This is a genomic window from Novosphingobium sp. (assembly GCF_027489515.1).
In the GTDB taxonomy this organism is placed as follows: Bacteria; Pseudomonadota; Alphaproteobacteria; order Sphingomonadales; family Sphingomonadaceae; genus Novosphingobium.
In genome coordinates, this window is sequence record NZ_JAIXZS010000007.1 from 1 (window position 1) to 11,842 (window position 11,842).

At 63.2% G+C, this 11,842-nt stretch carries 13 protein-coding genes; all 13 read left to right on the forward strand.

Translation table 11 applies throughout. The annotated features are described in order from the left end of the window. The first annotated feature begins 72 nt into the window (after positions 1–72). Complete coding sequence (locus Q0082_RS00305; protein ID WP_298188595.1) at positions 73–873, forward strand: type-F conjugative transfer system secretin TraK; 801 nt, start codon at positions 73–75, stop codon at positions 871–873. A gap of 5 nt (positions 874–878) precedes the next feature. Next, positions 879–2,171 (forward strand): TrbI/VirB10 family protein, encoded by a 1,293-nt coding sequence (locus tag Q0082_RS00310; protein WP_039330809.1) that lies wholly within the window; start codon positions 879–881, stop codon positions 2,169–2,171. Between the two features lie 10 nt (positions 2,172–2,181). Further along, positions 2,182–3,018 carry a DsbC family protein gene (locus tag Q0082_RS00315; protein WP_298188598.1) on the forward strand — a complete coding sequence of 279 codons (837 nt, stop codon included), beginning with the start codon at positions 2,182–2,184 and terminating at the stop codon, positions 3,016–3,018. 140 nt (positions 3,019–3,158) lie between these two features. Then, a complete protein-coding gene (locus tag Q0082_RS00320; protein WP_298188599.1) occupies positions 3,159–3,689 on the forward strand; it encodes a hypothetical protein in 531 nt (176 codons plus the stop codon). 6 nt (positions 3,690–3,695) lie between these two features. Next, positions 3,696–6,242, forward strand: coding sequence for a type IV secretion system protein TraC (gene traC, locus Q0082_RS00325; protein ID WP_298188601.1), 2,547 nt, complete (start codon positions 3,696–3,698; stop codon positions 6,240–6,242). Further along, entirely contained in the window at positions 6,239–6,592 is a 354-nt protein-coding gene (locus tag Q0082_RS00330) for a hypothetical protein (RefSeq protein ID WP_298188604.1), read from the forward strand. The genes traC and Q0082_RS00330 overlap by 4 nt, the downstream gene beginning before the upstream one ends. Beyond that, a complete protein-coding gene (locus tag Q0082_RS00335) occupies positions 6,589–7,173 on the forward strand; it encodes a TrbI F-type domain-containing protein (protein WP_052241845.1) in 585 nt (194 codons plus the stop codon). Before Q0082_RS00330 ends, Q0082_RS00335 begins: the two co-directional genes overlap by 4 nt. Continuing rightward, positions 7,160–7,681 (forward strand): S26 family signal peptidase, encoded by a 522-nt coding sequence (locus tag Q0082_RS00340; protein WP_298188608.1) that lies wholly within the window; start codon positions 7,160–7,162, stop codon positions 7,679–7,681. The genes Q0082_RS00335 and Q0082_RS00340 overlap by 14 nt, the downstream gene beginning before the upstream one ends. Positions 7,682–7,692: 11 nt before the next feature. Beyond that, positions 7,693–8,349: a type-F conjugative transfer system protein TraW gene (gene traW, locus Q0082_RS00345; RefSeq protein ID WP_298188610.1), complete on the forward strand. Its 657-nt coding sequence runs from the start codon at positions 7,693–7,695 to the stop codon at positions 8,347–8,349. Beyond that, the gene (locus tag Q0082_RS00350) at positions 8,346–8,624 is read left to right on the forward strand and encodes a hypothetical protein (RefSeq protein WP_298188613.1); all 279 of its coding nucleotides are present in this window, start codon (positions 8,346–8,348) and stop codon (positions 8,622–8,624) included. The genes traW and Q0082_RS00350 overlap by 4 nt, the downstream gene beginning before the upstream one ends. Beyond that, the gene (gene traU / locus Q0082_RS00355; protein WP_298188617.1) at positions 8,614–9,639 is read left to right on the forward strand and encodes a conjugal transfer pilus assembly protein TraU; all 1,026 of its coding nucleotides are present in this window, start codon (positions 8,614–8,616) and stop codon (positions 9,637–9,639) included. The genes Q0082_RS00350 and traU overlap by 11 nt, the downstream gene beginning before the upstream one ends. Before the next feature lie 14 nt (positions 9,640–9,653). Next, a complete protein-coding gene (gene trbC, locus Q0082_RS00360; protein ID WP_298188620.1) occupies positions 9,654–10,391 on the forward strand; it encodes a type-F conjugative transfer system pilin assembly protein TrbC in 738 nt (245 codons plus the stop codon). Next, the coding region (gene traN / locus Q0082_RS00365) for a conjugal transfer protein TraN (protein WP_298188622.1) at positions 10,388–11,842 on the forward strand (1,455 nt) is incomplete at its 3' end. The genes trbC and traN, both read left to right, overlap by 4 nt.

Below are 11,842 nucleotides of genomic sequence, written 5' to 3' on the forward strand. Positions count from 1 at the left end.
CCATTGGCAGCACACCGGCGTCTCGCTCCGCCTCAAGGGCTTTGGCGTGGTCGTCAAGAAGGAGCAGGAACAATGAACCCGATTGTGCCTTCGTTGCTGATTGCGACCGGCAGCGTCCTCGCTTCCCGCATTGACTGCCAGCTCCTTCGCTTGTGCGGGGTCGTACTGGTCGGCGGCGCGCTCGCTCTGACCGCCGTTCCGGCTCTCGCCGACGAGCATATTCTGGCAGCCGACAATGGCGAGGTGCGCTGCCAGGCGTCGAAGTCGGACCTTACCCGGATTTCGCTGAAGGATGACCAGTTTGTCTCGGTCTCGCGTGTCCAGGCGGGTGTTCCGCAGGAAGACTTCTCAATCGTGCACGAGCCGACCCGCGGCGACATCTATCTTTCCGTTCCGGACGGCTATTCCAAGCGCAATATTTCGTTCTTCGGGACGACGCGCCGTGGCTTCGTCTACAAGTTCGACTGCGAGGTATCGGGCGAAGCGGCGCTGCAGGTCTTCGTCGCCAACGCCGATCTCGAAAACCCTCAGGGTGCGCCTCAGTCGCTCGAGGCCTCTGCAACGCTCGATGATCGTGCGGTCTCGCTCGTCCGGGCCATGTTCGAGCAGCGTCGCGTTGCGGGTTTCGAGATCAGCGATGCTGCCCGTGCCGCGGTCAATGTCGGCGATCTCAAGGTCCAGCTGGTCAGCGAATATCGCAGCCCGACCATGACCGGGAAGGTCCTGCGCATCGAGAACAATGGCTCTGAGCCGCTGACGCTCAAGGAAGAGATCATCGCCGGAGACGGCGCCATCGCGGTCAGCATTTCCAATCCCAACCTTGCCAGCGGCCAGGCCACCGCCGCTTACGTCGTCGTACCGTCAGGAGGGTAAGTCAGATGGATTTCCTCAAGCGCAAACCCAAGGACCTCGATGCCAGCGAGGCTGAGGAACATGACACCCTCGATGCGAGTGGTGCCATTGCAGAGAACTCACTGGTCCAGAAGCGGCAGAAGATGCTGATGTTCGGTCTTGCCGGCGTGATCGCGGTGGCTGGGGCCATGTATGTCCTCGACACCGAGGAGACCATCGAAGAGGCGACGGAGAAGGGGGCCAAGACAACTGTCTCGACCGATGCACTTCTGAACCGGCAGCGCGTCGATCAGGAATGGGTCGCGATGTACGAGGGCGAGATGAACTCGACCGACGTGCGTCTCAAGGGCCTTGAGGCGCAGGGCGCGCAGTTCGCCCAGATGCAATCCGAGATCGAGGCGCTGCGCGGCGAAAATGCGGCCATGGCGCGCGATGGCCAGCGTGTCCTTGAAGCCTACGAGCGTGAGAACGAGCAACTGCGCCAGCAAGTCCAGAGGGGCAACGCGCGACCCACAGCGCCAGGACCTGTCGCGGCGGCCCGCGAGATGGGCGTGCCGGCGTCACCAGAGGCCGGAGCGGCAGAAGCCCCGCCCGTGCGCCGCGGTAGCGACGTCCAGATGGTCTCGTTCACGTCAGCAAGCGGGACGGCATCGCGTATCGACCCGACAAAGTCGCCCGCCGTCTATACGGACTCGCCCAACTATCTGCCCCCGAATTCGATTGCCAAGGCAACGGTGGTGGTCGGCGTCGATGCCACGACCAATACGCGCAGCCAGAGCGATCCGCTCCCCGTCCTGCTCCGGATCACCGGGCCCGCGCGCTCGGTCTACGGGGATGGGAAGCTCCTCGCGACCCGGGTGCAGGGGTGCATGGTCAACGGAGCAGCCTACGGGGACCTCTCCTCGGAGAAGGTCTATGTGAAGCTGCAGCGTATGACATGCGCGCAGCCGGGCGGCCGCTTTGCGGTATCGGAGGTCAAGGGGTTCATCGCGTTCGGCGGCAAAGTGGGCGTGCGCGGCCGCGTGGTTAGCCGCGAGGGCTCACTGACCACCCAGGCTTTTCTGGCAGGTCTCGTGAGCGGCGTCGGTAACGCGCTCAGTGAAGGGTTCAATCAGCCGATCATCGCGGGCGAGGGCCGACGGACCCCCGGCGCTGGCGAAATCGGGCTGCGTGCCCTGGGCGGCGGCGGACAGCAGGCCGGCACCACGGTCTCGGAATATCTCATCGAGCGCGCCGAGCAATATCAGCCGGTTGTCGAGATGCCCACCGGGGCCGCAGTCGAGGTCGTCTTCCTTGACGGCACCTTCATCAGAAACTGAGGGGACCACCATGAAGCGTAAATGGAAGACATGGCAGATCGCGGCAGCCGGAGGACTGGCAGCCAGTGGCTTAGCCGCGATCGCGGCCGTTGCTCATGCCTCGGCGGCGAGTGACCCCGCTTCGATCCAGGCAGCGCTGACCAAGCGCCTGCCCAAGACCGAGATCACAGCGATCGACTGCAAGTCCATCGACGGCGTCTGCGAGATCCAGGCCCGCCAGAACCTGTTCTACATCGACCATAGCGCGCGCTACCTGATTATCGGGCGCGTCTACGACATGGAGACCAAACAGGACCTCACGGCTGCCCGTCTCCTCCAGATGAACCCGGACATGCTTGTCGGCGGTGCCGGTGCAAGCGATGAGCCCGAGGCCAAGCCGCAGGCAGGCGCTACTGGTTCGCCGTCTGCAGCAGCCGATGCCCGGATTGATCCGGCAGCCCTTGCGACCTTGCCGAAGAACGGCAGCATCGTGATGGGCCGTGGAACCAGGACCATAACGGTCTTCAGCGACTTTCGCTGCGGCTACTGCAAGCGGCTTCACGAGACGCTGGGGACCCTCAATGTCAAGGTGATCGAGCGCCCGATCTCGGTGCTCGGCACAAGGCAAATCTCGGAGGCCGTGATCTGCGCACCCGACCGGCGCCGGGCAGTAACCCAGGCGTACGAGGGCGGGGCGGTCACATCTGCAGGATCGTGTGACACCAGCGGGCTCGATGCCAACGAGGCCTTCGCAAGGCAGCACGGCTTCAGCGGGACGCCGGTCATCGTCCGCGAAGATGGCGCGGTTCTCCACGGCTACCGCCCGCGCGACTTTCTGCTCAGCTGGATCGAAGGAAAGGCATCATGATGCACAGAAATCTGCGTTCGCAAGCTGCCATGGTCGCTGCGGTCCTCGGGGGCCTGCTGTCGGGTTGCTCGACGCTTGGGACTAATGTCAGCGCGAACTTCCGCTGCAATGCGCCCGACGGAATCTGCGCCCCATCGTCCGTGATCGACGATACTGCGCTTGCCCGGATCGAAGAGACCAGCTCGACCGACCTTCTCAATCCCGCCGGACCCTACCGGATGGATGACGGGATCGATGCACCTGTCCACGACACGCATCTGGCAAGTGCAGCACCTGTGGCGCGCAGCGCCCCGCGCTATCAACTCTCTGTGGTCTTCCCCGGTTTCACCGATGCCAGCGGCACGACGCATGCGCGCCGGGTCGTGAGCACCGAAGCACTGCTTCCCGGACGCGGGGACGCGATGGAACAGATTGCTCAGCGGGGTCCGAAGGTTGCGCGCAGTCGCGGTCTTCTTGCCGCAGCAGAAAGCGCTCCGCCTTTGCTCGCGGCGTTGCCGGAGGGGAGCGACGCAAAGCCCGATCCTCGCAAGGGCGCGGCCGGGACTGAGGTCGCCACGGCCGACGCGAAGAATCCGATCGCCGAAATTCAGGCGGAGGTTGCCCAGCGGCTTTCTGCAAAGGGATCCCGCGCCCGGCCCAAGCCTGCCGCTTTCAGCGGCGTCGTGGAGTAAGGCGCGATGTTGGGCTCGATCGTCGATCTCGTTGTGGGAGACAGCCGCAAGCCGGAGCGCAGCGCCCGCGCGCCTGATGTGCCGATGCTGTCGCATTTTCTCGGCTATCGCTCCTTCGACGAGGAGAAGCGCATCTTCCACCAGGTCCGTTCGAAGGGCTTCATTCTCGAGCTTGCACCGCTCGTGGGTGCGAATGACCGGGTCAGCGAGATCATCGGCACGATCTTCTCCGATATTCTTCAGCCCGGAACGCGCTTCAGCGTGACCAACTTCTCAAGTCCCAGGGTAGCCGAGATGCTGCAGGCCTGGGCGCTGCCCCGCTTCACGGCTTCGGGCGTCTTCCGGACACTGGCACGCCACCGCCTCGACAAACTGGTTGGCGGTGCCTGGTCAACGCTCGCGAGCGATGGACCATTTTTCGTGCGCAATTTTCGCGTCGTGATGTCGGTGGGCATTGGGCAAGCGTCCGGTCTCACCAATGATGACCTCGTCACGATGCGCGACGGGATCATTTCGGCGCTGGAATCGATCAACGTTCCGGTCCGGCAGTTCGCGCCGATCGATCTCATCCGCTTGTTCGACGAGATCCTCGCGCCATCAAACGGTGCCGGAGACGAGGTCCCGGACTATAACCGGTTCGATCCGATCAACGAGCAATGTGTCCGGCGCGACCTGGTGACGCATGTCGAGAAGGACCGCCTTGTCCTCCATGCTCAATCGCTGCGGCCGACCGGCGCAGTCGCATCGGGTGTCCCCGAACTGAAGGACTTTGTGCCCGAGCGGTTCGACGTCCGTACGATGGCGGTGCGAGGATTCCCTGATCGCTGGGCACCCTGGGATACCCAGAAGATCATCGGCGACATCTTCAATCCCAAGCTCAGTCTTCCCTGCCCGGTGCTTCAGACGGTCTGCGGGATCATCCCGGGCCCGGAATCCTCGGAGGCAAGGGCAGGATACAAGTTCGCGCGAACGACATCGCTGGCCGATGGCAAGGGCGTCAAGCTCGTTCCCAAGTTGCGCACCGAAGCCGCCGAATGGCAGTTCGTGGCCGACAGGGTCAAGCAGGGCGAGAAGCTGGTCTCCTGCTACTATGCCGTCTCGATCATTGCACCCAAGGGCCGGGGCGAGCCCTGCGAGCGCACGCTGAAAGCGCTCTACAAGGCCACGGGATGGGACCTGATCGACGAGACCCATATCCAGTTGCCCGCCTTTATGGCGCACTTCCCGCTGCTGCTTGCCGACGGGCTCGACCATGATCTGAAGCGCATGAAGCGCCTGCGGACGATGCGCTCGGCCAATGTTGCAGCGATCGCGCCGATCCAGGGAGAGTATGTCGGGGGGAATATTCCGCATCTGCTGTTCATTGGCAGGCGCGGTCAACCGCAGTTCTGGTCGCCGTTCCAGAATACTGCCGGCAATCACAATGTTGCGATTGCTGGCAAGTCCGGTTCGGGCAAATCGGTTCTCCTCCAGGATCTGACCGCGAGCTTTGCAGGGGTTGGAGCCAAGACCATCGTGATCGACGATGGCCGCAGCTTCGAGCATATGGCCAAGGCTCTTGGCGGCACGTTCACCGAGTTCAAGCTGTCCTCGGGCATCTCGATCAACCCGTTCCGGATGATCGATGAGCATCTTGCGCGCGAGGACGATGACTATCTGGTCGACTGCCTCGCGATGCTCAAATCGATCATCGCCCAGATGGCGCGTAACGAGAACCGGCTGAACGACACCGAACGGGGGCTTATCGACCAGGCGGTCAACCTCGTCTGGGAGGAGCATGGCCGTGACGGGACAGTCGACCATGTTATCGCGGCGCTCGGGGAGGCCCAGCACCCTTGTGCTTATGATCTGGCTACCTCGCTCCTGCCGTTCGCGGCCAAGGGCACTTTCGGCCGCTTCTTTCTGGGCGATGCCAACCTTGACCTGTCCGCTGATCTGACGGTTTTCGAGCTCTCTGATCTTGCGACCCGCGAGGAGCTGCGCGGCGTTGTTCTCACGTCGATCATGTTCATCGCCTCGCAGGTCATGCGCCGGATGGATCGCGCCACACCGAAGCCTTTGATCATCGATGAGGCCTGGCAGATGCTCAAGGGCGGGGCGATGGCCGACTTCGTCGAGACCTATTCGCGCACGTGCCGCAAGTACGGCGGCGCGCTGATTACGGCCACCCAGTCGATCCACGATTACTACAAGTCGGAAGGCTCGCGGGCCGCGCTCGAAAACTCTGACTGGTTCCTGATCCTCCAGCAGAAGGGCGAGACCATCTCGGACTTCCGCAACTCGGATCGCTTCGAGATGGACAACCTCACCGAGGCGCTGCTGCGCTCGCTGAAGCGCAATGGCACCGATTATTCGGATATCTTCATCCGCGGGCCCGATACCGAAAGCATCGGACGGCTCGTCCTCGACCGCTATTCAGCAGCACTCTACTCATCGAGCCCTGACGTTTTCGCGCGCATCGAGGCTTACATTGAGCGCGGGCTGCCGATGCACGACGCGATCGAGGCCGTCGCATTTCCCGAAGGCTACCAGCAGGCGGAGGCGGCAGAATGATCGCGTTGCCTCGTTCCCGGCAGAGGGCGGATCTTGTCCAGCGCGGCCAGGACGCGCTGTTTGTGGCCCTGCGCCTCGCAGGGTGGGGCGCGACGACCTTGCTCGCGGCGCTTGGTACGGGGCTGCTCGTGTTCGTTGTGCTGGGCAGTTTCACCTTTGCAGGGCTGATGCTGCAGCTCGGCAACCTCGCATCGCGGTTCGCAGCAGCGGGCCCTGCCAGACAGAGTGAATTCGAGGCCCTCGTGCTGGCCATCTTCGCGACTGTCGTGGCGCTCACCGCCTTTTTCCGCCGCGCGAGCCTTCGCGCTGCCCTTACCGTGCCTCTTGTTACTGGGGGAGAGGATCAATGAGAGATCTGTTTGATGAGCTGCCACCGGCCCACGAGGCTGTCTCGACAGCGGCGCGAAAACCGACCGGAACGCTCATGCAACGCCGTTTTGCCGGCATGTCGACGCGGGAACTGGTCTTGCTTGTAGCCGGCATCGCCATGTTCATCTGGGGCGCCTGGGTGACACGGAACATCGCAGCTTCGCCGGACTCGAGGCAGGAGTTCGTCCAGCTGCAGCTTCAGGGGATCATCGGCGAATATCTGCAGGCGCAGTCCCGTTCGAGCGCGGACGAAACGACGGCTGCACGCGAGACGGCTGTCTTCATGGCGGCGCTCGATGAAACTGTCGCCAGCCTCTCCAAGAGCGGCAAAGTCGTGCTGGTTCACGAGGCCATCGTTGGCGGCAATGTGCCGGACGTGACGCAAAGCGTGAAGGCTGCCGTTTATGCCAAGGTCCCGCGGCCGACGCCCGCTCAAGCGATGCAGGGCATGGGATCGGGCGTGAGACCAAAGGGCTCGGCAGCAAATGCGGCCCGCGTCGAATCCGAGATGCAGGCCTTCATGGCCGCGAATGGCGGAGGGCAGGGTGGTGGAGCGCGCTGATCCCAAGGGCCTTTCGCTCGTACAGAAGCTGGCGGTCATCGCCGTGCTGAGCTCCCTCGCGATGGGTTTCAGCGCGCTGGCCCGGTGGAGCGGAACGCACGCCCTCATGGTCAATGCTTCGGACTCGCTTCCAAACTGGGCCTTCCTGGTGGAGAGCGGCCGCTTCCCGAAGCGCGGCGACTACGTGATCTTTCATCCGGGCCATGACCGGGTGACGACCAAGTACTTTGGTACCAACCCGCCTCCTTTTGCGAAGATCGCGGTCGGTTTGCCGGGAGACGTCGTGACGCGGCAGGGCGCAGACGTTCTGGTCAATGGTCAGCTGGTTGCATCGCTGAAGCCTGTGACCAAGCGCGGCGACGCGCTCGAGGCAGGCCCTCTGGGCATAGTGCCAAAGGGCTGCATCTTTGCAGCGACCTCGCACAAGGACGGGTTCGACAGCCGCTACGCGCATATCGGCTTTGTCTGCCGCGACCGTCTGGTTGGCACCGGAAGGGCAATCCTGTGAGGGGCGGGCCTGTGAAGCGCGGAATCCTTCTTGCGGTGCTGACGCCGTTCGTGATCGGTGCAGGCGTGCCCGTTCCGCCCACGCGCGTGGGCGTCGATCATGGACAAATGGGTCAGACCTGGCCCGTTATCGAGCCTGACCTCCTGGCGGTCATCAAGGCCCGTCTCGATACGGCGCAGGCGAGCGGCAAGATCGATGCGCTGAACCGCCATTTTGCCGAGAAGGTCACGCAGCGGGTCATGCAGCCGGTGGCTGTTGCCGGGATGAGCCCTGCGGGTGAGACCCGCAGCTGGGAGTTTGATCCTGCCATCGTGGTCGAGAACGACATTCGCGATGATCGCGGCAGTCTCATTGCTGTCGCAGGTCAGCGCGTCAATCCGCTGAGCTATACGGGTCTTTCGAAGAAGCTCGTCTTCATCAATGGCAACGATCCGGCAGAGCTCGCCTGGGCCATGCAGCGGGGAAGCGATGAAACGGCCAAGATCATCTTCGTCGACGGCTCGCCGTTCACCCTGATGCAAACGCATCGCCGGCGCTTCTACTTCGACCAGGATGGGCGCCTGACAACGCATTTCGGTATCCGCCACACGCCCGCCGTGGTCGAGCGCAAGGGTGATCTGCTGCAGGTCACCGAGCATGTCATCCGCCGCAAGGGGCAGCCGACATGACCGGGTGGCGCGATCTTTTGCCGGTCCCGCTCGCTGCCCCCGAAACGCCGATGCTGCGCGGCGCCCGCATCCGAGTGATCATGGGCTGCGCAGTGCTCTCCGCAACAGTTCTCTTCTTTGGCGAGCTGCGCACGTTGTCACGCCCTCTGGCGTTGCCCTGGCTGGGCGCCACCGTCACCTTTGTCATCGTTCAGGGTTGGCTCTGGCTGAAGGCGAAAAATGCAGCCGACGATGCGTGGCTCATGCAGGGCAGGGAGGACCAGGATGCTGGGTAGGCTTCTGACTCCCATCGTGGCTCTGCTGGTAGCAGCGCTGGCAACGCCGGCAGCGGCTCAAGGTCTTCCGACCGGGCCTGGCCGCTGCTCGGGCAGTTTCGTCAATCCTGTCACCGATGTGTGCTGGGGATGCATGTTCCCGCTCTCGCTCGGCTCGCTCAAGATCTGGCCGTCCTCCCGGGCCGACACCAAGAATCCGGACCTCCCGATCTGTGCGTGCGGCACTCCTGTTCCGCGCATTGGCCTCGCGATGGGTTTCTGGGAGCCGGTGCGGCTCGTCGACGTCACGACAAAGCCGTGGTGTTTCCCCAATCTCGGCGGGATCAAACTCAATCCCGGCTTCTCGATCGGCAATGGCTATGCCTCAGACTCTTCACAGGTCGGTGGTCAGGCGCAGAACAGCGCGAAGTACCACGTCCATTACTACATCTACCCGCTTCTCTACTGGCTGGAGGTGGTAACGGACTTCCTGTGCCTCGAGGCAAGCTCCTTCGATGTGGCCTATCTGAGCGAGATCGATCCGCTCTGGCAGGACGATGAGCTGACCACGCTGCTCAATCCCGAGGCGGCCCTGTTCACCTCGCCGTTGGCTCAAGCTGCCTGCTCGGCCGATTGCATTTCGGCGAGCGCAAAGTTGCCGATGGATGAGCTGTTCTGGTGCTCTGGCTGTCAGGGTCCGATGTACCCGATGAACGGCAACATCGGCGCGAACGTTGGCATGAAGCAATCTGCCCGGCTCGCAGCCGAGCGGATGATCTACAAGATGCACCGGCAGGGCCTGGCCTGGGGCACCAGCGGTCCGAAGGCGCTGTGCTCCAAGTATCTCATGCCGATCCTCAAGAAGAGCCAGTACCGCCTGCAGCAGGTGAACCCAACCGCAATGGTGAGCGGACGCGAGGCCTGTTCGCCCATCGGCGCCACAACGCTCTTGCCCAAGGCGGGTCAGGTCTACCCTGTGAAGGGTGAAGACGTGGGCTTCCTTGTCTGGCGCAAGCGCAACTGCTGCGTCCTTTAGCCGGGAGAGAGATAGTGAACCGCACGCTCGCTTTCTGTCTTACAGGTGTCGGTCTGACAGGCTTTGCGGTGGCGGTCTTCGCCCAGACCGTTGAAGGTCTCGATATTCAAGCTATCGAGGCGCGCGGGCACGCGGCGCAGGCCGATGCGCAAGAACTGTTCGATTTCGCGACCGCAAGGAGCGAGGCGCATCGTAGTGAGGCGCAAGGTGTCGTCGATGCAGCCAAGGCTTCCGCGCAGGTTCTCGATGTATCGGACATGGGCGGGGTCAAGGGCCCTATTGATTTCGACGCGATCGTAACCGGCGCAAAGGCCGGCAATGTTCAGCCCAAGGGCGCGCCGCTTTTCATCGCCTTTGCCAGCCTGTCGATGCCGGAGGACGCGCTCGCCCGGCTTATTGCGGACACGACCAAGGCTGGGGGCGTCGTGGTTTTCCGCGGCTTTTCCTCCGGCAATCCCCAAGCCTTCATCACGGGTATCCGCAAGGTTGTGGACCAGGCGGGGGCCACCAACGTCGCGATCGACCCGCGGCTGTTCCGCTCGCTCCGTGTCGACCGGGTGCCGACCTTCGTGGCGCTCTCGACGGATTTTGAGCCTTGTGACCCGCTCGACTGCGTAACCGCGCCGCCACCCCACGACCGGATCGCGGGCAATGTGAGCGTGGCCTATGTGCTCGAAACTTTTGCTGACGCCAACGGCCCGGGCGCACCGGTGTCTCGGGTCGCGCTCGCGAACATGAGGACGGCGCGGTGAACCCGGTGCGGCTGTCATTTGCCTGTCTTGCGTTGCTCGCGTCCGGGCACCTTGCTCATGCCCAGATGACATCTGGCGATGCGCGCGCCGATGGCGAGGCCATGGCCCGCAGCCTGCGCGATGGCACGAACTCGACTATTCTGAGCGCTGGCAGTGAAGCAAGTGTGCCCGGTTTTGGCGGGACGGACATTCCAGCACGGCGCTATGTCGATGACCCCAAGGGGTTGACGACGGCCGCCGAAGCACAGCGCTACCAGGAGCAATACCGGACGGTCGTTGATCCGCGCCGCAAGGTCGTCGATCCTGCGACGATCGATTTGTCGTCTGCCTCGGCAATTGAGGGCGATCCCGATCGTTACCTCGGGGCGGGAGCTGGGATCGGAGGGGAAGCCAACACCTGTTCGCCGCTTCCCCCGGGCGGCGATGGCGCAACGACCTATCTTGAAAGCTGCAACAGCGGGTCGCAGCCCTTTGACGCACCACGGACATGCAATGCCGCGCTTAGCGTTCAGACCGAAGGGCGGCGTTCATGGGAATATGCTTGTGAAACCGACGAGTTTGCCGAGCGGACCGACATGTGCCCGATGCTTGCCAATGCGCAGGGTTCGGGTTCCTGCACCCTCGAGAGGAGCGTGCGCATCGGTCAGCGGTGCCTGCAGTGGGTAGCAGAAGATAACGGCCGCAAATGGTGTTCGGAGCCTGGAGAGCCGATCTACCGCCAGATCTGGCAATGCCCTTCAAGGCTCAGCGGCGTGCCGGGCGGAGTCGAGCGAAACACTGCTCGGATCGTCGGTGAAACGATAGACGAAGCTGCTTGCCGGAGTGCCACCAATGGCGCCACCTGCACCCTTGCCAGCGAGGTCTGCACGGCCCCTGACGAGACGCGGGTGATCAATGGTCTTTCGGTTACGCGAAGCTGCTGGGAGTGGCAGCGCACCTATCAGTGCCAGGGTGTGGCACCGGCCAATGACTGCGCCGCGTTGGAAGCACGCTCTGATTGCAAGTTCAGTCATGATGAATGCCTGAGCTACGATCCCGACGGCGTGACCTGCAATGTCCATGACCGCTGGTACCAGTGCACTCTTCCCCAAGCGGGCACCTCCGCTTCAGCCGCCTATGTCTGCGCTGGCGACCTCTACTGCATCGACGGCGAATGCACGCAGGTGACGCGCGAGGCGTCCACCGAGTTCAAGGACGCGATGGTCGCCATGAACGTGATGGGGAACATGCGCGATGGCTTCGATCCCGACCAGTTGAAGATCTTCAGCGGCGAGCATCTGCGTTGCACCCGGAAGATTTTTGGCCTTTCGAACTGCTGTAGCGGGAAGGGCGTTCCGCTCCTGACGCCTTTCCTCTGCGACCGCGAAGACCGTGAGGTCGACAAGCGCGATGATGCTGGTCTGTGCCACTTTGTCGGCACCTATTGCTCCGCTCGCGTGCTCGGCGTCTGC

Coding starts and splice junctions, on each gene's coding strand:
- Q0082_RS00335 (WP_052241845.1), top strand. CDS start 6,589: ATGAGAGATCTGTTTGATGAGCTGCCACCGGCCCACGAGGCTGTCTCG.
- traC (WP_298188601.1), top strand. CDS start 3,696: ATGTTGGGCTCGATCGTCGATCTCGTTGTGGGAGACAGCCGCAAGCCG.
- traU (WP_298188617.1), top strand. CDS start 8,614: ATGCTGGGTAGGCTTCTGACTCCCATCGTGGCTCTGCTGGTAGCAGCG.
- Q0082_RS00305 (WP_298188595.1), top strand. CDS start 73: ATGAACCCGATTGTGCCTTCGTTGCTGATTGCGACCGGCAGCGTCCTC.
- Q0082_RS00315 (WP_298188598.1), top strand. CDS start 2,182: ATGAAGCGTAAATGGAAGACATGGCAGATCGCGGCAGCCGGAGGACTG.
- Q0082_RS00310 (WP_039330809.1), top strand. CDS start 879: ATGGATTTCCTCAAGCGCAAACCCAAGGACCTCGATGCCAGCGAGGCT.
- Q0082_RS00330 (WP_298188604.1), top strand. CDS start 6,239: ATGATCGCGTTGCCTCGTTCCCGGCAGAGGGCGGATCTTGTCCAGCGC.
- Q0082_RS00350 (WP_298188613.1), top strand. CDS start 8,346: ATGACCGGGTGGCGCGATCTTTTGCCGGTCCCGCTCGCTGCCCCCGAA.